Source organism: Paenibacillus sp. BC26, from assembly GCF_900116125.1.
Lineage (GTDB): Bacteria > Bacillota > Bacilli > Paenibacillales > Paenibacillaceae > Paenibacillus_Z > Paenibacillus_Z lignilyticus.
On the sequence record NZ_FPAD01000001.1, the window covers coordinates 1,891,415 to 1,914,905 of the forward strand.

The window sequence follows — 23,491 nt, forward strand, 5'->3', positions numbered from 1 at the left end:
ATTCGCGTTTTTTATTTTATATAGTTAAGGATGAGAAGGGTATGAATATGCGGTCAAAGTTGGAAAAATCAGAATCGGCTGTCAAGATTTCATTCGTCTATGTGATTATAGGCAGTCTCTGGATCATCCTATCCGATAAATTAATCGATATGCTGCAATTATCAGATGCCATTACGGTGAATGCCTCCAAAGGTCTGTTCTACGTGTTGAGTACGGCCGTAATCCTCTACTTCTGGGTGAAACGGCTGAAGAAGGCCCTGACCGAAAGCGAAGAACGTTACCGTGCGATCGTCGAGCATTCGCCGGAGCCCGTTGCGGTCCACCGTGATGGAAAAATCGTGTTTATTAATCCTGCCGGCGCCAAAATTGTCGGAGCATCCAGTCCTGAAGAAGTGATTGGACTGCCTATCGTTACGATGATACATCCGGAGTTCATTGATCGTGTAATGGAACGTGTTCGACAAGTCGTGGTGGAAGGGAAGTCCACGGTGCCCGTTGAACAGAAAATCGTTCGCCTTGATGGACAAGTCGTTGATGTCGAGGTAAGGTCGGTTCCGATCAAGTACCTTGGCAAGTCGGCTGTGCAGCTTTTGTGCAAGGATATTACCGAGCGCAAACAAGCCGAACGTAAACTGGAAGAGCAAGAACAAGCCTATATGTCGCTTGTTGATCATAATCCGGATGCGATCTTCAGATTAGATCTGGAGGGCTACTTCTTGAATGCCAATCCGGCCACCAGCAAGATTACCGGATTTCAACTTGATGATCTTCTGCACCAGCCTTTCAAGGAGCTGATCATGACGGATGATCGTGAAAAGGTATGCGCTATTTTTAAGGAAGCAGTGAATGGCGAGTCCAACAGCATTGAAATTGCGATCCGACATGAATCCGGGCTTCCGATCGATTTGAATCTGAAGATGGTTCCGATTGTTATTCATGGTAAAATCCAAGGTGTTTATGGCATTGCCAAAGACATCACCAATCGTAAGCGGACAGAAGAATTGTTGATTAAATCCGAGAAGCTGTCCGTAGTAGGTCAGCTCGCAGCCGGTGTTGCACATGAGATCCGAAATCCGTTAACGTCGCTTCGCGGTTTTGTTCAATTATTTCAAGCGAAGGAAGACATGAATCAAGAATATTTAAAAATTATGTTATCGGAATTAGACCGCATCAATGATATCGTCAGTGAATTTCTCGTGATCGCCAAACCTCAAGCGATGAGCTTCGAGGTAAGAGATGTGCGGCAAATTTATTATGAGGTGTTCTCGCTGCTCGAAACCCAAGCAACGCTCAGTAACGTGCAGATTCATGCCGACATCGCAGACGACATTCCCATGATAAACTGCCAGCAAAATCAATTAAAACAGGTCTTTATCAATATTCTTAAAAATGCGATCGAGTCGATGACAAGCGGAGGCAACATCCATATAGAAATGAAGGTAGTCGACCGCCATATTATGGTTCGCTTCATAGATAACGGATGCGGAATATCGGAAGAAAGAATGCTGATGTTGGGAGAGCCCTTCTACACGACCAAGGAGAAGGGGACAGGTCTCGGACTCATGGTTTGTCATAAAATCATTGAAGCACATGGAGGCAGCCTCCATATCGAGAGTCAGCTTGATAAGGGCACAACGGTAGATTTGATTCTGCCTATTGAAGAGATTGGCATTCTCCAAGAAGCGTAGATAATAGTGTTGCATACTTTCAGATGGTAGTGAACCCCGCCGATTTATAAACAGCGGGGTTCTTTTCGTTTCAACAAGCGCCATAGTGAAGGCTAGCCTAGAGAGTCGCTCCCCGAATTCTAACGGTTGCCAGCGCGCCTAAACTCCCCTTATTCAGAGTCCAGCATTTGTAACGGTTGCCACAGAGGTTATTTCGCGAATAAGGTAGGATTTCCGATCGTAATAGGACAAATAAGCGCACTGACTACCGTTAGAGTAAATTCATAACAAAAGAAGACCAAATAAGTGCTCTGGCGACCGTTAGACGAAACTCTCCCCGCCTTGAAAGAGTAGTCGGAAGCTAGGAAGATGGAGCGGAAGATAGGTGAAGTTAGTAGGTGTCTATACAAGCTGCAAGATCCGCGAAGCTCACGGGTCTATTTTTTTTGAGATTAACTAGAGGGGAATCGAGCAGCATGGCGAAAATAGACAACAATATCCTGTACATCCACAAGCGCAATTGGAGGGAACCGCAATGATTACCGAGGATCAAATAAGAAGGTATGCGCTGTCCTTGCCCGAAACGGATGAAGTCGACCATTGGGGGAAGCCATCCTTTCGCGTGAAAAATAAGATCTATGCCGTCATTCAGCCTGATGGCGTGACCCTGCTGGTTAAGCTAACGGCGGAAGATCGTGAGGCGTACACGACGATCGACCCCGAAGTTTATCGGGTTCCGCCGAAATATCCAACTCTGAATTATGTCATCATTCAACTCGAGCTCGTGGATCCGAATGAATTGAATAGCTTGATCTTCAAGGCGTGGAGCCTGGTTGCTCCGAAACGAGTCGTAAAGTCGTTTATTACTTAGGTGACAGGAGGGGGAGGGATAGAAGATGGCTAATGTTCATGTCATGCTTTGGTTCGATACGGAAGACTACATAACCAAGGAGTCCGAAGAAGCATTGCTTGCCGTTGTACAGCTGTTAAACAATCGCAACATCAAGGGAATATTCAAGATTGTCGGTGAGAAAGCCCGCAAATTAGAACGTAATAACCGGCAGGATATTATAGAGCAGCTCGCTCAACATGAAATCGGCTATCATACGGATTGGCACAGCGTGCATCCCACGGTAAGCGAATATTTGGAGAGCTATGGCTTTGCGGATGGTGCTGCGGAGTATGCTTTGCGAGAGAGAATGGGGCTGGAGGATGTAACACGCATTACGGGTCAATCCAGCCGATGTTATGGCCAGGCCGGATATTCATGGGCACCGCAAACCTTTCCTGTGCTTCGAAGCTGGGGCATTCCGGTTTATCTGGATGTTCATGATCAAATTACACTGGATCATAAACCGTTTTGGTATGGCGGATTGCTTAATCTTACCGATATGAAGGGTATAATGCGCATGGAGTTGAGAGAAGACGGTCTGGAAGAGGGCATGGCCGTATTCGACCAGCTGTACGACGAGCTTACTCTAGAAGACGGGGAAGGGCTCATCAGCATCTATTATCATCCCTGCGAGTTTGCATGTACCGGATTCTGGGACGGCGTGAATTACAATAAGGGTCACAATACCCCGCGTGATCAGTGGCAACCAGCTCCCCTTAGACCGGCAGGAGAGATGGAACGCTATATCGACATGCTGGGCAAGTTTATTGACCATACACGTACAAAATCAAATGTGAACTATATCACTTCAATGGAAGCTTATGAGATGGAGAAATCCAATCGGAAACCGTTGCAGGCTTCGGATATCCGCGCCATCGCAGCCGGGATCTCAAATGAACTGAACTATACGGTCTTTCAAGACTACTCTTTGTCCGCATCGGAACTGCACGCTGTTTTTTGCCGGTATTTGCTTGGACAAGACTTAATCCCTGAACTCATCTATGGCCCGGAAAATGAAACACAGAGCGATCCGGCCGAACCTGTTCGAGTTGCGGACATAAAGCAAGCGATCTCCGGACAATATCCCGGATTGTTGGATGACATGCAGCTTCCTGATTATTTCAATGTAGCCGGATACCGCATTAATCCCGTTGATCTTACGTGTACGTTGGCAGCTGTTATCGCGAATGGTTACGAAGATGAGGATCGTATCGAAATCATTACAGGCGCCGTATTGAAATCCAAAGTACATGCGCGTACGGATGAGAATTGGGGGCCGCAGTGGAGTCCGTTTCCTCCTGAACTGAAAGTGCCGAATCTGATTCGGCTGTCTCAGCTGCAAACCTGGACCTTGAAACCGGCATTATTCTAATGCAATCAGGCCATTGTAATGGATAGGTGGCTGGGTGAATGTCGGATTTACAATACCTTAACAATTAATCGGGTTACTTTCTGTAACCTTTTCCAATTCATGCTCGTCTACCTTACCTGAAAGCCAATTTACTTCATGAGGTGAACGATAATGAGAAAAACATTCAAAATGATTACGTTAACGGCAGCGGCGACGATGGTATTCGCTTTTGCAAGCCAGAGCTTCGCTGCAACTTCCGGTTTCACGGATCTGGGCAACAATGCTGGGAAGAATGAGATCATTTCCTTGCAGCAGCGCGGTTTGATCAAAGGAATCTCGGCTGACCAATTTGCACCGCATGCAACCATGACAGCAGCTCAAGGCGTGCAGCTCATCGTCAATGCCCTGGACTTGAACTTGGATTTGGTTCGCTTCTTTAAAGAACCGAAAGCGACTGATTATTTCGTGAACGCAAACGATAAAGCTTGGTACGCGGATGCGCTGATCATTGCCGCAGTCAACGGGCTTGATCTCCCGAAAGATTTGAATCCGAACAAGCAATTAACGCGCGAAGAATTTACACACGAGCTTATCCATGCTATCGAAGTAACCGGCAAATTACCAATGGTCAAGCCGGTTGTCGTAGAGATCGCGGACCAAGATCAAATTTACATCGAGTACTCGGGTTCTATCACGCGTGCACTAAACTACGGCGTCATTAAACTTGGCGAAGATGGCAAAGTAAATCCGAAGGTGATCATTACACGTTCGGAAGCGGCAGTTGAAATTTACAATGCACTGGCTTACATGAAAGCTCACGTTGCGCCTATCGATGCAAACAGCAAAGTATCCATCAAGCAAGGTAATGAGATGATCGGTGCAGCAATTGGCGTAACACCGTCTCTGAGCGAGGATGCGGATCCTAGCGCAGCATTTACGCGTGAAGCATTTATTACACAGCTCGTCAAAACGGTTGAAGAAGCAGGCAAGCTGCCTATGATCAATGTAGTCGTCACCGATATCAAGGATGCGGATCAAATCGACGTTGTCAATTCCGGTGCCATCCAGCGCTCACTCAGCTACGGAATCGTAAAGCTTAGCAGCGACGGCAGCTTCGATCCGAAGGGTGAAATCACCTATGGAGAAGCTTCGGAAGCCATCAACAATGCGATTGCTTACTTGAAGGCCCACCCTGCTCCTGATGCTAAATAAATAGCCCAATTAGGATGTAACACAGAGACTGCCGGACCATTGTTCGGTAGTCTTTTTTATGCTGCTGAATCCAGCTTCACGCTGTTTGCAACTTTTTCCACTTCATTGCGTTTAATAGACATCCGCCAAGAGGGGGAAACTGACCGGATTTGAAGGAGGGTTTGCTGAAAGCGCCATGGAGAACTCGATCGTAAAACAAGCCGAACAACTAGCAGGCGTTTATTTGCAGGAACATGTGATATCCTCGTACCAGATCCTAGGCAAAGGCTTCGTAAATCAAGTTTGTGTAGTCGAGACAGCAGCTCACAAGGTTGTGGTTCGCATGAACGACTCATCGGTTTATCCCATTTATATCAAGGAAAAATGGTGCATGGAGCAAGCGGCCGCTGCCGGCGTGCCCGGTCCTGAAGTGCTGGCGATAGGAATAGCCGGAGATACCGCCTATATGATTCAATCTTTCGTAGATGGAGACAACGGGTTAGACACCACAACCCGGGAGTCGGAAGTTTGGCGACAGCTCGGAATCTATGTCAGACGAATCCATACGATCGATGCACGGGGCTTCGGGGAAGAACTGATCAATCCCGCAACAGGTGAGTTCATTTCGCCTCCTCATCCCGGGTCTGACGGCAGTTGGAAGGGGTACGTGCAATATAACATCAACAGTTTGACTGCGGATGATCGGTTCATCGAGCTTGGCGTCATCTCCCAAGAAGAATCGGTGAAAGTGAGAGAACGATTCGAGCTTGTGAAGCGAACAGACTATCGGTTCGGCTTAAACCACGGTGATCTCTCACTGAAGAATACATTGGTCAGTCCTACGGGAGAGGTTCGATTGCTGGATTGGGGCAGTGCAGAGGTTCATGTAGTGCCGGATGGTGATATTATGCAAGTGCTGCAATGCGTGATAGTTGGCGACGGGCCGGATGCTGAGGATTTTCAAGCTTTTCTGGATGGGTATGGGAGAAGGATCGAGGACTTCACGGATTTAAAGCCGTTAATGCTGCTTAGAGCGTTCGATAAACTCAGATGGGCGATAGACCGAAGTCCGGAGCACATTGCCTATTTTGCCCAGTTCGCCAGGAAAGTGGTTGAAATGAATCTGAATGAATAAAAGCCTTCTGATTCGCAGTTAACTGCGTTTCAGAGGGCTTTTTGCATAGTTATCTGCTTATTTATGGATTATGGATAGGCGATGCTGTTATTTCTGCATTTCAGAAGGCTGCTGGGCCATTTCCGAATAGGTTTTATGACAAACCATATTGGATATACGCGGGATGACGACCGTCTCGCCAACGTTCAACTGGTTCGGGTTCTTATGCTGCGGGTTTGCTTCCTCCAAGATCGGCATGGGGATGTTATATTTGTGGCCGATAGAGGCGAATGTATCGCCGGTTTGAACCTGATGCTGTGCGAAAACCATATCATCCGATTGACCGTCGCGAAAGAATGGGAAGAAAAACGGTGAAAAGGAAAAGAACGGAAACAAGAAACGTCCTGGGAAGAATGGATGGGGAAAGGGACGGAAGAACGGGCGACGGCCGAAACCTCCACCAAAGCCTCCACCAAATCCACCTCCGGGGAAAAATCCACGATTCATTTCGGTAACCTCCATGATGTTGGAATAGTCATTTGACTATATAGGATATCCCTTAAGGCTTGGAATCGTTACAGGGAATATGGAAAAATATTGTTAACATAAAGACAGAAGACGTTATGTAACTTAAGAATTGTGGCTGTATAACGTTAAAATAAGGTGTAAGTACAGCATCCCCAGTAATTACAAAGAACGAATTTGGGTTCCAACCTACTGAAATTCGATTCTCTCTGCGAACTACTATCTGAGGCAGGGCAGGATAGGAAGAGGTTGGGAGACTTATATGAAACCGAGAAGTAAAAAGAGATCGACAGTACAAATGTCGTGGAAGAAGCTAGGAGTAGCCTTAATACTGACAGGTATATTGGTTGTTGCATTAGGCTGGGCCGTCTTCGGAGCACTGGTAAACAAGCAGGATATTACTTTGCTGGCGAAGCCGCTTCCGGCAGCCACAATTATCTATGATCAAGATGACGAAGTAGCAAGCCGAATTTCACTCAATACCATTGAACCCGTTACATTTGAGCAATTGCCAAGGCATCTCATCGATGCAGTCGTTGCGGTTGAAGATAAACGTTTCTTTGAGCATAACGGGGCTGACCTATGGGGCATTGCCCGTGCACTAACGACCAATCTAACGAGCGGAAAGACGGTACAAGGTGCGAGCACGATCACGCAACAGCTGGCTAAGAACGTCTTTCTGACTCATGATCGAACGTGGGGGAGGAAATGGAACGAAGTACTCTTATCCAAAAAAATCGAAGGAGAATACGACAAACAACAAATTATCGAAATGTATATCAACCAAATCTACTTTGGCGAAGGGGCTTGGGGAATTAAACGAGCGGCAGAGACTTACTTCAGCAAGAAAGTCGAGAACCTTACGCTTTCAGAGTCGGCGATGCTGGCAGGCATTATCAGAGCCCCTTCGGCGCTTTCGCCGTTTAAGCATCTCGATAAAGCGTTAGAACGCCGTAATATTGTTCTTCAACTCATGAAGGATCAAGGGAAACTAAGCCCGGCTGCGTATGAGAAGACGGTCCGTGAGCCGATCAAACTCGGAAGCGCCAAGCCAAACCGCGGAGAAGGCATAAAGTATCCGTATTATGTGGATCAAATCATTCGAGAAGCGTCCGCCTTGTACGGGTTGACCGAGAATGAAATCCTGCATGGAGGATTGCGGATACATACGGCGTTGGATACGAAAATGCAGCAAGCCGCAGAAAAGGTGTATGCGAACAATGCGGTGTTTCCAACCAGCAATGCCGACCAGCTTATTCAAAGCGGTGCGGTATTGGTCGATCCGCGTGATGGCGGGATTAAAGCGCTCGTTGGCGGCAGAGGGCAGCAGCCTTTCCGTGGATTTAACCGCGCCGTGCAGCTGAAGCGACAGCCCGGTTCCACGATGAAGCCGATTTCCGTATACACGCCGGCTTTCGAACAGGGCTATCGTCCCGATGATACGCTGCTCGACGAGCCGGTCGCCTTCGGAGGGTATGAACCGAAGAATGCCGGAGGCGGCTACCACGGAGAAGTATCGATCTACGAAGCGATCATAAATTCTTATAACATTCCGGCCGTGCGGTTATTGAATGAGATGGGGATTGATGCGGGGATGGAGGCAGCTGAGCGTTTCGGGATCGAGCTCAAGGACGAGGACAGAACGCTTGGGCTTGCACTGGGCGGACTCCAAGAAGGTGTCTCTCCACTGACTATGGCTGAAGCGTTCAGTGTCTTTGCCAATGATGGGACCCGCAATCCGGCCCACTCCATTATCCGCATCGAATCGGCAGATGGCGAAGTACTGGCTGAAGCAGCCGGGGATGCAGGCGTGAAGACGACCGAGTCTTCCGTTGCGCGTACGATGACTGCCATGCTTGAAGGCGTCGTTGAGGAAGGAACAGGGGAGGTAGCTGCACTTGCAGGTCGACCTGTCGCCGGTAAAACAGGCACAACCGAAATGCCGGGAACCGGAGGCGAAGGAATCAAGGACAACTGGTTTGTCGGCTATACCCCGCAGCTTGTCGGAGCCGTATGGCTTGGGTACGATCATACGGATGCACAGCATTATCTAACGACAACATCAAAGGCAGCGGCGGCAGTATTCCGGGAGTTGATGAGCGAGGCGCTGAAAGGCGAACCGATTCTCGCTTTTCCGAAAGCGCCGGGCAATGCTGTGAAGAAACCCGGGAAGCCGCCGAAAGCGGATGATCGAGATAAGGATCACAAGCCGGGAGGCAAGGGGAATAAAGGAGATAAGGGAGATAAAGGTCCCGGTCATAAAGGTCCTAAGAATGACCACGGTCAGAAAGATGAGGACCGCCCACCGAAGGGGCATGACAAGCATGGTGGGCCGAAGGATAAAGATTGAGTTTAGATAAAGTAAAGCTGTCGGAGCGTCGAGAGAGGAAGCTGTAACGGTTGCGACAGCGGCTATTTAACCCAAAAAGAAAGTATTTCATTACTAACGGCTGTGAGCGGGCTTATTTGGGCATTTTTCGTTAGAAATCTACTGTTTTGCAGCGATTAACGATACCTGCAACCGTTAGAAATGTTAAAGCAGTTTATTTCATGAAATAGCCACGCTGACAACCGTTAGAGTTTATTCGGAGTACAGAAAAGAAACCCAACGTGTTATACGCGTTGGGTTTCTCTGTCATTCGGCTGCCGGAGAATAAGTCCGGCAGCTTTTCGTTGTGATCCTATTCATGCATGTCTTGAGCTAACAGCTGCTGTGCCACAATATAACCTGATCCGCCGTTAATGCCATGCCCCGGCCACGTAGCCGCACCTAACATAAACAGATTTGGAATTGCAGTTCTGTGGCTTGGTTGGGACGGCAGCGGTCGAAACAAGTAGCTCTGTGCGAAATCATGTGAGCCTCCGTAAGGGTCGCCGGGCCCGGAGTTCGGGTTGAAACGGGCGATCGTGTCCGGCGTAACGACAGATTTCCCGATAATCGCGTCCGGTATATTCGGGATATGCTTGCCAACTACGGCAATAACGCGTTCCGTGAAGCGTTCGGTAAGATTGGGCGTCCACGTACCATCGCCAACATCAATCAGGCCGGCGGCATCTCCGCGCGGGCGGCAAGGCACTTCAAGAACTTGGAGCCGCATGATCGCTTTGCCGGCAGGTGCTCTGGAGGGATCAAGGTTGGTCGAGCAATCCACCGTAAACGTTGGCTTGGCTGGAAGCAGACCCGCCATCCCTTGAGCGATGGCTTGAGTAAACCCGTCGAGCCCATCGGTTAAATGGGGCTGTCCGACGCGATGGAACCGACCATCCGGCCATTTCGGCGCTTCGCTTAGCGCGAGATGGATTTGAACACAGCCCCTTCCGTAGCGGAACCCCTTCGCTTCACTGCGGATGTCAGGGCTGACTTCGGTATCCGCTAGCAGCGACAGGAACAGCTGATCCGGGCCGGTTGATGCGACAACCGCATGTTTTGCATGGTATTCTTCGCCATCGGCCGTGCGAACGCCGACCGCTTTTCCATGCTTGACGATGATCTTCTTGACCATAGTACCGGTAAGGATCTTGCCGCCTTGGTCCTGTACTAACCGAGTCAAGGCCTGTGCAAGCTGTTCGCTCCCGCCTGCAGGTATTGGCATCCCACCGCCCATAAGCGCCATTGCTGTGAGCGGCACCCAGATTCCGCTGCCGATTTCATCAGGTGTTCGACCTAAATGTGTGACCCATGAAGCCAACATAGCGCGCATGACCGGCGACTGGAAATCACTTACGACATTTCGGGCGGTCGAGAACAGGGAGGGGGTGAACGTAGGTATGCTTTTGCCCCCAACTCGTTTGTCATATAGCAGCCTATGTATAATCTCGGTGGCCTGTTGACTGGATAAATCTAAGTTGAACAGCTCGAAGACATCACTGGCATAAGGCGCGAATGCCTCGAACATCCGTCCGAGTACCGCTCCGTCACTCGGAGCCAGGCGCTCTGCTTCGACGGTAAGCTCTTCGACTGACCTTGCGAAGACGGCCGTATCCCCGTTTTCCATTGAAACACCGGTGGGGAGGTCCGTGTTGACGTAATGCAGGCTACGCGCTTCGAGCTCTTTCTTGAAATCCGCATATGCAGGACCTGTCAGGAATAGAGGGTGAGCAGCGGCGTATACATCATGTTTAAATCCTGGCAATGTGAGTTCTTCCGTACGTAAAAACCCGCCCGGGCGGTCGTTCTTCTCCAGCATAAGGACGCTTCTTCCCGCGCGTGTAAGATAAGCAGCCGTGATAAGTGCGTTATGACCGCTGCCAATCATGATGACATCATACTTGTTCAAATGACGAGCCCCCCTCCAAGATTAAGTGCCAGTACCAGTTTAACGCATTCGGAGGAGCGAGAAGTGGCGGTTACTGTCGACAACCCCAAATTTTTCCTAAAATATAATAAGTACTTGTAATAAAGGTAATCCTGTCTCTTGACCGTTATTACTTGTCCATTTATTGACTCACTAAATGTTCCTTTATATAGTAAATGAGGGGGTGCGTGAGTAATGGTTATACGCAGTAGACTTAAAGAGGTTATGGAGAAACATGATCCAAAATTATCGATTCGCAAGCTTGCGAAGGAGGTCAATTATCACTTTGATTCCATTCGCCGCATGTATAAAGATGAAATGGTCCAATATCCGAGAGATTTGCTGCTAAAACTCTGTTTATATTTTAATGTACAGCCCGGAGATCTGATTGGAATCGAAGAAGCTGTTGATCATGATCAAGTAACTGATAAATTGATTTCATCGGAGGGTAATCGAAGTAATGTGCTCGATTGACTAGATTCTATGGTCATGATATAATGATACTGACAAGAATTTATGGTCAAAGAGAGCAGGAAACAAACAAATGGGTATATTTATTCAATTAAACAAACGCACTGGAGAAACAAAGTCCCACAGGAATCAAGCAAGAAAGCAGGGGCGTATTCCAGCCGTGTTGTATGGTATTGGTAAAGATACTTTGTCTTTAGAAGTGAAAGAATCGGAAATGCTGGAAATTTTGAGAAGCAATCCGAGGGCAATTCTGCAAGGCACTACTCCTGATGAGAAAGTAATGCCGATCAAAGTGCAGAACATTCAACGGGAAGTTATGACAGGCAAACTGCTGCATATTGATTTTCATCATGTGAACATGACGGAAAGCATGGATAGTAAAGTGACGGTACACTTTGCCGGCGAAGCGACTGGCGTGAAGTCCGGCGGGACATTGACAGTACTCCTACATGAAGTTGAAGTGCGCTGCATGCCTGGTGATTTGCCTACTACCATGGAAGTAGACATCAGTAACCTGGATAGCGGCGATCAGTTGCTCGTTTCGGATTTGATCTTCCAAGCGGGGATCGAAGTATTGACAGATCCGAAGACTGTGATGATTCAAATCAAAAAGGTACATGAGGAAATCGCATAATCGATTTCACGCAATTAAACCTATAATTCCTCTCAGCGACTGCTGAGAGGTTTTTTGTGTTACCTATGTATTCTCGCAATGAAGTTGCTATAAAATTCCAAAAGACCTATTTAGAACAGGCCTTTTGGAGATAAAGTTTCAATCCGCTAGCAGATTTGCGAAGCTAGAAACTAGAAACTAGTATTAGCCGCGCCAAACCCACCAGCCATTGCTGTTATTCTGCCAACCGTTTCCGCCGCGCGAACCTTGATTGCCACGCGAGCCGTTGCTGCCGCGCGAACCTTGAGTACCCTGAGTACCTTGGTTACCGCGGCTTCCACGATTACAGTTGCAGCCACGCGAACCCTGAGTACCCTGAGTACCTTGAGTACCTTGGTTACCGCGGCTTCCGCGATTACAGTTGCAGTCACGCGAACCTTGAGTACCTTGAGTACCCTGAGTACCTTGGTTACCGCGGCTTCCGCGATTACAGTTGCAGCCACGAGAACCTTGCGTACCCTGAGTACCTTGATTGCCACGAGAACCATTACAACCACAAGCCATATCTATCAACTCCTTTATCTTGGGATCTTAATACTATATGTAGCGAATCTATCGAATGTTATAGGCGGATGCACATTTACTAGACGCAAGGTTGATAGAAGCTTGATCGAAACGGAGCAGTATAAGAGAATACGGTTTTTTTGAAAAAAGGATAATAACCATGCAGCGATTCTGATGCGAAGACCGTCTAATAAGGTGGAGGTGGTTATCCAGTGAAGCCGGCCGGCATACAGAACAAAGAACAATTCTCGAAAGACCCTGCAGAAGCGCTCGAGCAGCTAATGGATCGTTACGGTGCCATTGTTATGCGTACCGCTTATTTCTATACAGGCGATCGGCATCTTGCAGAAGATATCAGTCAGGAAGTGTTTCTGCGCAGCTACCGCAAATGGACATCATTCCGCGGAGACAGCACCGTTAAGACTTGGTTGACGACGATTACCGTCAATGTCTGCAGAGATAAAATGGGGGTTCGTATGTTCACCGAACAGCCTACCGATCCCAGCAGAATGGAACAAGGTCGAACGATCAGCGTCGAGGAAGAGGCACTGGAGAAACTAAAGAAAAGCGAAGTGCTGCAGTATTTGCTTCGACTGCCTTTGCCGTATCAAGAAGCACTGTATCTGTACTATTATTCGGACCTCAGCACCAAGGAAATCGCAGATGCGACTTCATCACCGGAAGGCACAGTAAGAAACAGGCTTCACCGGGCACGTGAAACATTAGCTAAGCTGATTAACAAGGAGGAATCGACAGATGACAGACATCGATAATCAATTACGCCAGCAGCTTCGGGAAGAATCGGATGAAATTCTATTCAACGATATGCAGTTGAGCAACCGTTTGAAGGCGAGTATTCGTCAGGAAGCAGCTGGCCGGAAGTCGAAGAGTGGGTTTATTTTCAAGAATAAATGGACGATGGGGATTGCCGCAGCAGTTATGCTTGTTGCCGTTTTCTTGATCTTTGGGCAGCAAAATCCGGGAACGAATTCAGCAGACAACGTACCTTCAACCAACCAAGGAACCAGCGGCACGCAGCTGTCTCAATTGATCACCACGCAAGTAAGTACGATTGAGGAAGCGAGAGCGGCCTTTGGACCGAGCATGCTCGTACCGGATGTCATACCGGAAGGGTATTCGCTAACGGGCATTGTAACGGTGGGGATGAAGGATGAACCGGCCAGGGACGTCATTCTCACCTATACGTCAGGGGAGAAGACCATTACGTACGCGGTAAGCCGCTTGACGGCAGCATTTCCGGTGGATTTGTTCACGAAGACGCAAGTGAGTGGAAGCGAAGCGTTCGTTTTCGAACAACCTGAGCTTGTAGAGTTGTATTGGCTTATAGACGATATTCAGTACTCCATAACCGGTCCGTTGTCGGCGGATCAGGCGATGAAGGTCGCGGAGTCGGTAAAATAATAAACAAGGGCTGCCGTGGAGGCGGCCCTTGTTTTATTGTCGCTTAATTCACATTCAACCCTTTGCTTTGAACATATTCCGTCATGCCGGAAAGTGAAATCTTCTTGGTCAGCTTCTCGATATGTTTACGCGACCAGTTGTCCATGCGATTGTTCTCACTGCGGGTCTGGTAGTATTCGTTAATGTTCCGATCGTAGGCCGCGATGCGTTCCTGCTGTTCTTCATCTGAGGCGTAGCGGTTCTCAAAGTAAACAGCTTCCAGGGGGAGACGGGGCTTCAATTCCGGCTGCTGGTCCGGGACACCGACTGCAATGCCGAAGAGCGGAGTCACATACTCCGGCAGCCCGAGCATTTGATCCAGACGCACGATATCTTTCTTGACCGCTCCCATGATGACGGTGCCAAGTCCAAGTGATTCTGCGGCGAGCACAGCATTCTGAGCGGCGAGAGTGGCGTCGACAATAGCGATTTGGTAGGCCATGGAGCTTTCCAGCATCACTTTCATGTCCTGCTTCTCTTGTTCGTCTGCCATTACGGTTAGCCGCTGAAGATCCGCGCAGAAAATAAACAGATGTCCGTTTTCTTCCACATAAGGCGTTCTTGTTATTGCTCGCAATTCGCGTTTCAAAGAAGGATCGGTAAGTCCGATAATCGAATAGGCCTGCATGAAGCTCGAGGATGCAGCCATCTGGGCGGCACGGACGATCGTTTCAACCTGCTCGCGCGTTAAACGCTCGTCTTTGAATTTTCGGATCGAACGGTGATTCATTATCGTGGACAATACTTCATTTGTCATCTTGCCGGATGTTGTGTGGTTCATGGATGGGTCACTCCTTCAGTCAATTATGTTTCCTGGAAACAATATAACTTAACGGCATGGTGATGTCAATAATGTTTCTTGGAAACAATTTTACACGGCCCGAAGAGATTTGTTATAATGAGTTCAAACAAGAATAAGGCGGCGTTGTTGATCATGAAACATACGCATGACGAGCAGCTTCTGCAAGATGTATTCGAAGCATTCAGACAGTTCGCGATTAAGATACAGCAAGAAGATGACGATGAGGCGGCTTGGCTGCTCTCGCAGTGCTCCGATGATGCGGAAGTGCGAACGATTTTGAAGGAAATGACACCTATGATGCTCCATGTGTTGGATGGCATAGGCAAGCTTGGCGCAGCGAATGGCAGCATGTTGTCAAGCCGATTTGGCTTTCCTAAAGGGACGGTCTCCAAGGTGACGAAACGTCTGGCTGCACTGGGATTGATAGCGATCGAAACGTTGCCGGGCAATAAGAAGGAGCTGCATTTTCGTATAACGCAGATAGGCGAGACGATCTATCGGCTGCACGAACGGCTTGACGAGCGCATTAAGTTAGGTGCCGTACGCTTCTCAGCAGACTACTCGCCGGAGCAGCTGATCTTTGTGCGAGATTTCATGCATAAGCTTAACGCCAGCTCATTTGTCCGAATTGACGAGTAGAAGTCAGGAGAGCCGCATGAAACAAATAGGAGGCGAGTACATTGAACTTATATTTCAGAGATAATTTCTTCAATTCCGGGGTTACGGAGATTCTAAATGAACAGGAAGAGAACGTCGGGCATTTGGATTTGAAGAGCGCGTTTGGCTCTTCAATAGAAGTGTATGGTTTAAATAGTCAGCTGCAATGTGCCGGAGGTTTCCCCTTCTTATCAGGTAAATGGGAGGTCAGCAATGCGAGCGGGGAGCAGATAGGTATCCTGAAAAGCCGGTTTACGTTTTTCGCTAAGAAATTTACCTATGAGACGGAAGGGCGAGGAAGCTACGAGATCCTATCGCCGGCATTTTCCAAGGAATATGAGATTACCGATGAATCCGGCTCGCTGGTTGCTCGATTCGAGCAGGTGAACGGATGGTTTTCTTCCGGCGCATTTAGGCTAAACAACGATAGCGAATATTTGGATTCCTATGAGCTGGTAGCCGTAATCATGGGCATGCATACGATTCAGAAGAGGCAGCGGGCTGCAAGCAGCGCAAACACCTAAGTATTCGCACATAAAATTACACATGAATTGATAAATATGGTAAGGATCCGTCATAAGTTCGCGAACGGACTGTCAATGGAGCAATTATCCGATCTTTATTGTCTTTCCTACGATAGCATCAAGAAAATCATTTACTCCAAAAAATAAAGAATCAACACGCCGCATTGCTTTATATTTCAGATGCGGCTTTACAAAATTTATTCTTTACTGATCGTTCTCAAAGTGTTAAGATCACATTGAGCCAAGGCGAGACGATCGAAATTCTTTTTTTTAGACCATTAGAGAACGATCGTTCCCGAAAGAGTGCAACAAACTAACAGGGGGTAAAATACATGAGTAAATCCATTTCTATAAGTCATACACCGCTCGAGCAGCCGTCGGTCACAGCCGAGAAGAAAGCACTGACCAACGAACATTTCGTTACGTTCATGCTCGGCTTTACAGTCGTATTAGTGATTATGAACACCATGATGTTTAACCTGGCATTACCTAAAGTCGCAGAACAATTTACACTCGCCACGTCAACAGCGTCATGGATCGTGACAGGTTATTCGATTGTATTTGCTATTTCGTCGATTACGTACAGTAGGTTATCGGATATCCTGCCAATCCGCGCTTTATTTATTGCGGCATTGCTGTCCATCGGGGGAGGATCCTTGTTAGGGTTGTTCAGCGATGGATTCGGGATGTTGCTCGTTGCCAGACTCATTCAGGCATCAGGTGCCGGTGCGATTCCATCACTGGGTATTGTGCTTCTGACTCGCTATATTCCTTTGTCGCGCCGTGGCAGAGCCATGTCGATAATGCTGGCTGCAACTTCACTTGGTTTGGGTCTTGGCCCCGTAATCGGCGGATCCGTCGTGCAATATTTGGGTTGGCATTTCCTGTTCGTAATTACCGGCCTTACATTGCTGCTTATTCCGATTTTCCTGCGCATGCTGCCTGCTGAGAAAGCAACGGGTGGAACATTTGACGTGCTTGGCGCATTGCTAATCGGGATTGGAACAACTTCATTGCTGCTGTTCCTAACTTCGAAGAGCCTGTTAGCGCTTGGTATTGGCATTGTTGCAATCCTATTGTTCGCCATTCGTATCCGTACTGCGAAGAATCCATTCGTGATGCCTGTTCTGTTCCGTAATAAATCGTACCTGGTGTTAGCGTCTGTAGCGATCGGAGCTTATATGGTCAGCTTCGGCTTCCTGTTCCTTGCGCCGCAAATATTGTCGCATATCTACGGTCTTGAGCCAGGTGCTTCCGGATTAGTATTGTTCCCCGGCGCTCTGCTTGCTATGCTCGTCTCGAATCGCGTTGGCCGCATCATTGACCGCTACGGCAATGGAGCTCTGCTTCGGTATATGCCTTGGCTGCTGCTAAGTTCAATCGTATTGCTGGCGCTATTCGCAACGCAATCGTATTTAGCGCTTGGAGTAATCTATATTTTGACCAGCGTGAGCTTCACCGCGATCTCCAGCTCGGTGTCAAACGAGATGTCACGATTGCTGCCCAAAGAATTGGTCGGCTCGGGTATGGGGCTATTTCAACTGATGCAGTTTATAAGCGGGGCATTCAGTGTCGCTCTATCCGCAAGCGCACTTGCTTGGCAGCATGACTTGTCACCTGTCCGCGCTTTCGATAATCTCATCTGGGGAATGGTTCTCGTTGCGCTGCTTTCCATTGCCGGCGCATTGGTTTACCGTTGGTTAAAGAAAAAAAGTACGGCTGCCGACATGGCTGCCGAGAATAAATAACAACTGCTCTTATCGTGTCCCAAGCAACCGGCCTGTCTCGCAGGTCGGTTGTTTTTTTATTGCTGCAAATAGCTTCAGGCTCTTTAGGTATCAGCATATTATTGCCGAATAATGGGGGAAGATAGGGGTATCGAATTACTCGATAGGAGGCTTATTCAGTGAAGGGGTTTAGGAAATGGATACGAAGCAAACCTACGTATCCAACTATACCGGAGGATCATTCCGAAGCTGAAGAATGCACAAGCTTAACTTCGGATTTAGATCAAAATGAATTGATTTTCAAACGAATCTTCGACAAAAGCTCCGATATCGTGTTCCGTACGATCCAATCAGCCGGCCAAAAGCAGTGGATTGTCATCTTCTTCGCTTGCTCCGTAGAAGAGGAACTGATCGATAAACATATCTTGCAGCCTTTGATTACCGGAAATAATCATCGTGAGCAGAGCACTGTACAAGCTGAAGCTTTGGACGATCACATGATAACCGCGGCGAAAACCTATGTCACCTCCAGCGTTTCGGAAATTGTAAACCACTTATTGGACAGTCATGCTATCGTGCTCACCAGAGCGGATAATCATGCCATGATGATCAAGGTCAAAGGCTCCAAACAGCGCAGCCTGGAGGAGCCTTCTTCCGAGCCGGTCATCCGCGGTCCGAGGGATGGATTCATCGAGAGTATCTCCACGAATATTGGGTTAATCCGAACCAGATTGAAAACATCGCGACTCAAAATGGAATCCATTTCAATCGGAGAACTAACCCAAACCACATTAGTAATCAGTTACATAAAAGGTATTGCCGAGGACTCCATAGTCGAGGAGGTTCGGCAGAGGGTATCACGGATTAAGATCGATGGCATCCTTGATTCAGCGTATATTGAAGAATTCATCGAAGATTCACCCTATTCTCTATTTCCACTGGTGCACAGCACAGAACGGCCTGATGTGGTAGCAGCAGAGCTATTGGAAGGAAAAATAGCCATTCTTGTTGATACAAGCCCATTCGTATTAATCGTCCCCATGACATTCTGGACGGGGATGCAAGCTAGCGAGGATTATTATGTTCGCTGGCCGATTGCGACTTTCGTGCGTTGGATCCGATTAATATTCATCTTCATTGCCGTATTTGCGCCACCGCTTTATGTTGCGGTAACGACGTTCCATCAGGAAATGATTCCAACGAATCTCGTGCTGAGCATTGCCGCCTCCAGGGAGTCCGTTCCGTTCCCTGCTCTAATTGAAGCTTTACTGATGGAAGTCATCTTTGAGGCATTGAGAGAGGCAGGGATTCGATTACCGAAGCAAATCGGACAAGCCGTCAGCATCGTAGGGGCATTGGTTATCGGCCAATCAGCCGTGCAGGCAGGAATCATATCGGCACCTGTCGTCATCATCGTATCGATTACGGGTATAGCTGCTTTTACAATTCCGAGGTACAGCTTCGCGAATGGAATCCGGTTACTGCGATTTCCGATTTTATTCCTGGCCGGTACGCTTGGCCTTTACGGCATCGTACTGGGATTTCTCGGGATTTTATTGCATCTTACAGCGCTTCGTTCTTTTGGCATTCCCTATTTTGAACCGATCGCTCCTCTTTCCCTCAGCAGTTTAAAGGATGTTTTAATCCGAGCACCAATTTGGGCGAGAACCCATCGTCCGCAGGCTACGGGAAAGAACAATCCGGTTCGGGAGCCCGGGGATCAGGAACCAAGCCCTTCGCAAGGGTAACGGCCGTTCGAGAGTTGGTATCCGGCTTATAGCGACGGAGAAAGGGACATGAATTTGAAAATAAAACCAATCCTATGCATCGGTCTACTATTCACCGTGTTGATCACAAGCGGTTGCTGGGATCGAACGGAAATCAATGACCTCGCATTCATTTCGGGTACGGCATTTGACGTAACGGATAATGGCGAGACGTTACTTTCATTACAGATCGCGATCCCTTCTGCCGGAATGGGGGAAAGCGGCCAGCAAGATCGTTTTTTTGTTCTATCCGCTACTGGGAAGAATGCAAATGAAGCCTTCCAGAAGCTTCAAAATCAAAGCTCGCGCAGATTATTTACATCGCATCGCAGCGTTATCTTTATAAGCGAAGCTTTTGGCAGAAACGGGATTAACGATGTGCTGGATGTTTTCACGCATGATCCGCGCCAACGATTGAAAACCTACATCATGGTAGTGCGGGGGGGAAAAGGGCAGGAAGTTCTGCGCACTAAATATCCCTTTGAACATGTGCCGACCGAAGCAGTCAAGGAAATGGAAGGATTGGGAGGGAATCTATCGGCAACACTTCGGGACTTCTTTATAGAAGCAACAAGCGAAGGTATCAACCCCGTTATGGGTGCGATAGGGGAGGATGTATATTCGACCTCTGCCAAAGGAAGCAAAAACAAATTATTCGGCCTTATGGGCTCAGCCGTCTTTAAGGACTTGAAAGTAGTCGGTTTTCTGGATCAGGAAGAGACAAATGGATTGTTGTGGGCAACCGATCGAATGAAGAATGGAAGAGTTACAACCTATCTTCCGCAATATGGCGGATCTGTGGGGGTGATTGTTGATCATGCTAAGCGGCGGATCACATCGCAAGTAGACGGGGATAAAATCACTGTCAGCATTCAGGTGGAAGGTCAAGCAAGTTTAGTGGAGAATAATACGCACTTGGACGTAAGCAGGCCTAACAATCTGCTGATTGTTCAGAAAGCCATGGAGAAGTCGATTGAACTGCAAATCCGTAAAGCATTGGCTAAAGTGCAAAAGAATTATCAAGTTGACAGCATTGGTATCGGGCAAAGCGTCTATCGCAACAATCCAAAGGCATGGAAATTGCTTAAAGGCCAATGGGATCGCAAATATCCCGAAGTGGAGGTGTCGATTGCAGCTGACCTTAGGATTAACGGGGCTGGAATGGCCGGCGCTCCTCTGCAATTGAAAGAAAAGGAGATCGTAAAATGACCGTGAAAATAACGGGGTATGTCCTTCTATTGTCGGTATGGGCCATTGTGAAGATAAAGGCGCTGCGAAGACAGCAAAAAAACAAAGAAGCAGTGGTTTACGGTTGTATTCTGGCGAGCGCCGCTATAGTGGGTTCTATCCTATTGGCACGGGTTAAACTGCCGAGCTTCGTGGAACCGGCCAGAATGATTTTCGAGCCTATCGGGAAAATGCTGCTAAAGCAGTGAGTGTCGACCCCTTCGCTTGATGGAGTCAATCGCCAGCAACAACAACGGCAAAAAACTTTGGTTGAAGAAAGCCAAGAGCGGGAATGTGAAGGCGAGATAGTTCAACAGTTCCGACCCGTTCTTGAAGATCCATACGGAGCCAACGAGAGACATCATGGTTACGGGCAGCACGAACTCACGATAATTTCGCATTCCGAAGAGATGGCAAACACACAGGCACAGAATAAACAAACAAATGGCTACTTTAACAAAGCATCCCATTACCCAAATGGAAACAGCGACAGCCTCCAAGCGTTCAAACGATCCCGTAATGCCGATATATTGGATAACGCTTAAGAACGAATAGGTCAGTTTGCCTGTTAAAGGACCCAATACCGTTATGGTAAGCAATACAATGGCTACTATGATAACGAAAATGCAGGTAAGCGCAATTAAAGATACTTTGCGTGCTTTATGAGGTTGATTCAAGTAAGGGTACAGCCAGCCCAATATAAAGAGTTGATTCATAAACCCGCCGGCCGGACTAACAGCTCCTTGCAGAACAGGGACCACGCCGTCTCCCAAAACCGGCTTAAGTTGATTGAAATCGCCTATACTGGCTGTCAAGATCAATAGAGGCAGCAAAGAAACCAAAATGATCATGCTAATGAGTTCATTGCATCTGGCGATAACTTCGATTCCGGTAAGGACGGCTATCGCGCATAGAATCAAGAATGTCAGACTTCCGACGATATGCGGGCTTTGCGGTAACAAGAGCGTGCTTACAAAACCCACGTGCTGCATGGTAATCGTTGTGATCGATATGAACCAATAGTAGATATAATTGATTCCCAGCAAAGCGCCCAGCCATTTGCCGACGATTTTGGAGCTGTACTGCGTAATCGTTAAGCCCGGATACCGTTTCCCAAGCGTAATCATCACCCAAATGCTAAGCAATCCGGTTAAACAGGCAGGGAAGAAGGACATCCAAGAATTTTGTTTGCCGAACATGACCATGATTCCGGGTACCGTCAAGATAATCGTAGAAATAACAAAGGTTATCAGTAAAAAGCCGAGCTGCGTCGCTGTGATTTGTTCTCTTGGTTGCACTTTCATCGGCACTTCTTCTCCTTTCTGTCGATAGTTGTACCAAGTATTTACAATGAAAGAACGAGATATACAAGCAAACAGGTAACGGTGTATGATCATAGCGGCAGTTGATAGAGGTGAAGGGAGGGATGAGGAATGAAGAGACCTACTTGGCTTGTTCTGCTTGGCGGCATGACGGCATTGATCGTAGCGATGGGGATAGGCAGGTTCGCTTTTACGCCGATTCTGCCCATGATGATGGAGCATGGTCTGTTCTCGACAACGGGAGCGGGTTATCTGGCAGCAAGCAATTATTTGGGTTATTTGATCGGCGCCATCATGCTGACGATGATAAAGGTTGGAAATCGGCCGTTGCTGCTGCTGATCGGATTAATCTCAAGTATTGCGACCACTTGGGGTATGAGTTTGTTCCACAACTTCGAAGTTTGGTTTCTGTTTCGTTTCTTATCGGGACTTGCCAGCGCAGTTGTGTTTATTATTGCTTCCAGCATGGTATTGGAACGGATTTCGGAGCTGCAAACCGGAGTGTTCTACGGTGGTGTAGGGGTTGGAATTCTGCTTACTGGCTTTGCAGTACCGCTCTTTACTCAAGATGGCGGCTGGATCGAAGCGTGGCAGGGACTCGGTATCATCAGTCTGATTCTCAGCGTGGTGGCATGGAATTCGTTGCGGGGTAACAACCAAACTAACCCTAAGATAATCGATTCTCCTACACAGCAGCGGCAATCGGCTTCGGCCGTGCGAAGAATCTTAATTTGGCTAATGATTGCCTATGGCTTGGAAGGCTTAGGCTACATTGTGACCGGCACTTACCTTGTTGCTTTTGCGAAGACCGTATCGGATATACCGAACATTGCATCACTCAGCTGGATGTTGGTTGGTATCGCCGCAGCACCATCATGTGTGGCTTGGTCCCTGTTGGCCGCCAGGTTAGGGAAGAAATGGACATTAACCGTTGCGATGCTCCTGCAGTCGATAGGTATTGCACTGCCGGTTCTTCTATCATCGATATCTGCCATATACATTGGCGCGATTCTGTTCGGAGCGACCTTCATGGGTATCACGACTTTGTTTGTGTCTTATGCCAAGGAGTTATATCCACAGAACAATCGAAAAATAATCGGCTTACTGACTGCCTCATTTGGCCTGGGCCAGATGATCGGTCCGCTTGTTGCCGGTCTGCTCATTTCGGGACACGGTAATTATCTCGTCGCGTTACTGGGTGCAGCGGTGATTGTGTGGATTGGCGCGCTGAGCTTGCCGCTTGGCATCGGCAGCATAGTTGTTCATAAATTGGAGAACGATAAGAGCACCTGAAATTTCCGGCTTGATTTATTATCTACTAG

The 23,491-nt window shown here is 48.0% G+C and carries 22 protein-coding genes; 17 read left to right on the forward strand and 5 right to left on the reverse strand.

Annotation, left to right across the window (positions count from 1 at the left end; genetic code table 11):
* The first annotated feature begins 59 nt into the window (after nt 1-59).
* The 5 genes from BM412_RS08075 (at nt 60) to BM412_RS08095 (ending at nt 6,236) form a co-directional block, all read left to right on the forward strand.
* Entirely contained in the window at nt 60-1,688 is a 1,629-nt protein-coding gene (locus BM412_RS08075; RefSeq protein ID WP_177245707.1) for a PAS domain-containing sensor histidine kinase, read from the forward strand.
* A 514-nt stretch (nt 1,689-2,202) separates the two neighbouring features.
* Nucleotides 2,203-2,538 (forward strand): MmcQ/YjbR family DNA-binding protein, encoded by a 336-nt coding sequence (locus BM412_RS08080; protein WP_091216109.1) that lies wholly within the window; start codon nt 2,203-2,205, stop codon nt 2,536-2,538.
* A gap of 25 nt (nt 2,539-2,563) precedes the next feature.
* Nucleotides 2,564-3,931 carry a polysaccharide deacetylase family protein gene (locus BM412_RS08085; RefSeq protein ID WP_091216111.1) on the forward strand — a complete coding sequence of 456 codons (1,368 nt, stop codon included), beginning with the start codon at nt 2,564-2,566 and terminating at the stop codon, nt 3,929-3,931.
* Nucleotides 3,932-4,081: 150 nt separating this feature from the next.
* On the forward strand, nt 4,082-5,122 hold the full coding sequence (locus BM412_RS32065) for an S-layer homology domain-containing protein (protein WP_177245708.1): 1,041 nt from the start codon (nt 4,082-4,084) through the stop codon (nt 5,120-5,122).
* Between the two features lie 175 nt (nt 5,123-5,297).
* Nucleotides 5,298-6,236, forward strand: coding sequence for a phosphotransferase family protein (locus BM412_RS08095; RefSeq protein WP_091216114.1), 939 nt, complete (start codon nt 5,298-5,300; stop codon nt 6,234-6,236).
* Between the two features lie 87 nt (nt 6,237-6,323).
* On the opposite strand, the gene BM412_RS08100 is transcribed toward BM412_RS08095, so the two are convergent.
* Nucleotides 6,324-6,722, reverse strand: coding sequence for a LysM peptidoglycan-binding domain-containing protein (locus BM412_RS08100; RefSeq protein ID WP_091216117.1), 399 nt, complete (start codon nt 6,720-6,722; stop codon nt 6,324-6,326).
* A 316-nt stretch (nt 6,723-7,038) separates the two neighbouring features.
* Between BM412_RS08100 and BM412_RS08105 the strand changes: the two genes are divergently transcribed.
* Entirely contained in the window at nt 7,039-9,090 is a 2,052-nt protein-coding gene (locus BM412_RS08105; RefSeq protein WP_305728715.1) for a transglycosylase domain-containing protein, read from the forward strand.
* 331 nt (nt 9,091-9,421) lie between these two features.
* Here BM412_RS08105 and BM412_RS08110 read toward each other — a convergent pair whose 3' ends face one another.
* Nucleotides 9,422-11,017 carry a phytoene desaturase family protein gene (locus tag BM412_RS08110; RefSeq protein ID WP_091216122.1) on the reverse strand — a complete coding sequence of 532 codons (1,596 nt, stop codon included), beginning with the start codon at nt 11,015-11,017 and terminating at the stop codon, nt 9,422-9,424.
* Nucleotides 11,018-11,230: 213 nt separating this feature from the next.
* Here BM412_RS08110 and BM412_RS08115 point away from each other — a divergent pair, with 213 nt between their 5' ends.
* A complete protein-coding gene (locus BM412_RS08115; RefSeq protein WP_091216124.1) occupies nt 11,231-11,509 on the forward strand; it encodes a helix-turn-helix domain-containing protein in 279 nt (92 codons plus the stop codon).
* Nucleotides 11,510-11,579: 70 nt separating this feature from the next.
* Complete coding sequence (locus BM412_RS08120) at nt 11,580-12,140, forward strand: 50S ribosomal protein L25 (protein ID WP_091216127.1); 561 nt, start codon at nt 11,580-11,582, stop codon at nt 12,138-12,140.
* A 170-nt stretch (nt 12,141-12,310) separates the two neighbouring features.
* Here the strand turns inward: BM412_RS08120 and BM412_RS08125 are convergent, their stop codons facing one another.
* Nucleotides 12,311-12,667 (reverse strand): hypothetical protein, encoded by a 357-nt coding sequence (locus tag BM412_RS08125; protein WP_218163128.1) that lies wholly within the window; start codon nt 12,665-12,667, stop codon nt 12,311-12,313.
* 228 nt (nt 12,668-12,895) lie between these two features.
* On the opposite strand from BM412_RS08125, the gene BM412_RS08130 reads away from it, so the two are divergent.
* Nucleotides 12,896-13,456, forward strand: coding sequence for an RNA polymerase sigma factor (locus BM412_RS08130; protein ID WP_091216132.1), 561 nt, complete (start codon nt 12,896-12,898; stop codon nt 13,454-13,456).
* Entirely contained in the window at nt 13,440-14,105 is a 666-nt protein-coding gene (locus BM412_RS08135; protein ID WP_091216135.1) for a DUF4367 domain-containing protein, read from the forward strand. The genes BM412_RS08130 and BM412_RS08135 overlap by 17 nt, the downstream gene beginning before the upstream one ends.
* Before the next feature lie 43 nt (nt 14,106-14,148).
* Here the strand turns inward: BM412_RS08135 and nfsA are convergent, their stop codons facing one another.
* Nucleotides 14,149-14,925 carry an oxygen-insensitive NADPH nitroreductase gene (gene nfsA / locus BM412_RS08140; RefSeq protein ID WP_091216138.1) on the reverse strand — a complete coding sequence of 259 codons (777 nt, stop codon included), beginning with the start codon at nt 14,923-14,925 and terminating at the stop codon, nt 14,149-14,151.
* A gap of 117 nt (nt 14,926-15,042) precedes the next feature.
* On the opposite strand from nfsA, the gene BM412_RS08145 reads away from it, so the two are divergent.
* From BM412_RS08145 to BM412_RS08175, 6 genes are all read left to right on the forward strand, one after another.
* Entirely contained in the window at nt 15,043-15,585 is a 543-nt protein-coding gene (locus BM412_RS08145; RefSeq protein WP_091216141.1) for a helix-turn-helix domain-containing protein, read from the forward strand.
* A gap of 41 nt (nt 15,586-15,626) precedes the next feature.
* Nucleotides 15,627-16,127 carry an LURP-one-related/scramblase family protein gene (locus BM412_RS08150; RefSeq protein WP_091216143.1) on the forward strand — a complete coding sequence of 167 codons (501 nt, stop codon included), beginning with the start codon at nt 15,627-15,629 and terminating at the stop codon, nt 16,125-16,127.
* Nucleotides 16,128-16,459: 332 nt separating this feature from the next.
* Nucleotides 16,460-17,875, forward strand: a complete 1,416-nt coding sequence (locus BM412_RS08160) for an MFS transporter (RefSeq protein ID WP_091216146.1) — start codon at nt 16,460-16,462, stop codon at nt 17,873-17,875.
* A 158-nt stretch (nt 17,876-18,033) separates the two neighbouring features.
* On the forward strand, nt 18,034-19,602 hold the full coding sequence (locus tag BM412_RS08165) for a spore germination protein (RefSeq protein WP_091216149.1): 1,569 nt from the start codon (nt 18,034-18,036) through the stop codon (nt 19,600-19,602).
* Between the two features lie 48 nt (nt 19,603-19,650).
* Nucleotides 19,651-20,829: a Ger(x)C family spore germination protein gene (locus BM412_RS08170; protein WP_091216152.1), complete on the forward strand. Its 1,179-nt coding sequence runs from the start codon at nt 19,651-19,653 to the stop codon at nt 20,827-20,829.
* A complete protein-coding gene (locus BM412_RS08175; protein WP_091216155.1) occupies nt 20,826-21,056 on the forward strand; it encodes a hypothetical protein in 231 nt (76 codons plus the stop codon). The genes BM412_RS08170 and BM412_RS08175 overlap by 4 nt, the downstream gene beginning before the upstream one ends.
* Here the strand turns inward: BM412_RS08175 and BM412_RS08180 are convergent.
* On the reverse strand, nt 21,045-22,151 hold the full coding sequence (locus tag BM412_RS08180) for a GerAB/ArcD/ProY family transporter (protein WP_177245709.1): 1,107 nt from the start codon (nt 22,149-22,151) through the stop codon (nt 21,045-21,047). The two genes, BM412_RS08175 and BM412_RS08180, sit on opposite strands and share 12 nt — an antisense overlap.
* Before the next feature lie 129 nt (nt 22,152-22,280).
* On the opposite strand from BM412_RS08180, the gene BM412_RS08185 reads away from it, so the two are divergent.
* Nucleotides 22,281-23,462, forward strand: a complete 1,182-nt coding sequence (locus tag BM412_RS08185; RefSeq protein ID WP_091216157.1) for a YbfB/YjiJ family MFS transporter — start codon at nt 22,281-22,283, stop codon at nt 23,460-23,462.
* Nucleotides 23,463-23,491: the final 29 nt, after the last annotated feature.

Bases quoted from the DNA above. Each gene is read 5' to 3' on its own strand.
- BM412_RS08170 (WP_091216152.1), top strand. From the start codon at position 19,651: ATGAATTTGAAAATAAAACCAATCCTATGCATCGGTCTACTATTCACC.
- nfsA (WP_091216138.1), bottom strand. From the start codon at position 14,925: ATGAACCACACAACATCCGGCAAGATGACAAATGAAGTATTGTCCACG.
- BM412_RS08175 (WP_091216155.1), top strand. From the start codon at position 20,826: ATGACCGTGAAAATAACGGGGTATGTCCTTCTATTGTCGGTATGGGCC.
- BM412_RS08105 (WP_305728715.1), top strand. From the start codon at position 7,039: ATGTCGTGGAAGAAGCTAGGAGTAGCCTTAATACTGACAGGTATATTG.
- BM412_RS08185 (WP_091216157.1), top strand. From the start codon at position 22,281: ATGAAGAGACCTACTTGGCTTGTTCTGCTTGGCGGCATGACGGCATTG.
- BM412_RS08135 (WP_091216135.1), top strand. From the start codon at position 13,440: ATGACAGACATCGATAATCAATTACGCCAGCAGCTTCGGGAAGAATCG.
- BM412_RS08080 (WP_091216109.1), top strand. From the start codon at position 2,203: ATGATTACCGAGGATCAAATAAGAAGGTATGCGCTGTCCTTGCCCGAA.
- BM412_RS08145 (WP_091216141.1), top strand. From the start codon at position 15,043: ATGAGTTCAAACAAGAATAAGGCGGCGTTGTTGATCATGAAACATACG.
- BM412_RS08100 (WP_091216117.1), bottom strand. From the start codon at position 6,722: ATGAATCGTGGATTTTTCCCCGGAGGTGGATTTGGTGGAGGCTTTGGT.
- BM412_RS08085 (WP_091216111.1), top strand. From the start codon at position 2,564: ATGGCTAATGTTCATGTCATGCTTTGGTTCGATACGGAAGACTACATA.
- BM412_RS08095 (WP_091216114.1), top strand. From the start codon at position 5,298: ATGGAGAACTCGATCGTAAAACAAGCCGAACAACTAGCAGGCGTTTAT.
- BM412_RS08115 (WP_091216124.1), top strand. From the start codon at position 11,231: ATGGTTATACGCAGTAGACTTAAAGAGGTTATGGAGAAACATGATCCA.
- BM412_RS08125 (WP_218163128.1), bottom strand. From the start codon at position 12,667: ATGGTTCTCGTGGCAATCAAGGTACTCAGGGTACGCAAGGTTCTCGTG.
- BM412_RS32065 (WP_177245708.1), top strand. From the start codon at position 4,082: ATGAGAAAAACATTCAAAATGATTACGTTAACGGCAGCGGCGACGATG.
- BM412_RS08120 (WP_091216127.1), top strand. From the start codon at position 11,580: ATGGGTATATTTATTCAATTAAACAAACGCACTGGAGAAACAAAGTCC.
- BM412_RS08160 (WP_091216146.1), top strand. From the start codon at position 16,460: ATGAGTAAATCCATTTCTATAAGTCATACACCGCTCGAGCAGCCGTCG.
- BM412_RS08180 (WP_177245709.1), bottom strand. From the start codon at position 22,151: ATGAAAGTGCAACCAAGAGAACAAATCACAGCGACGCAGCTCGGCTTT.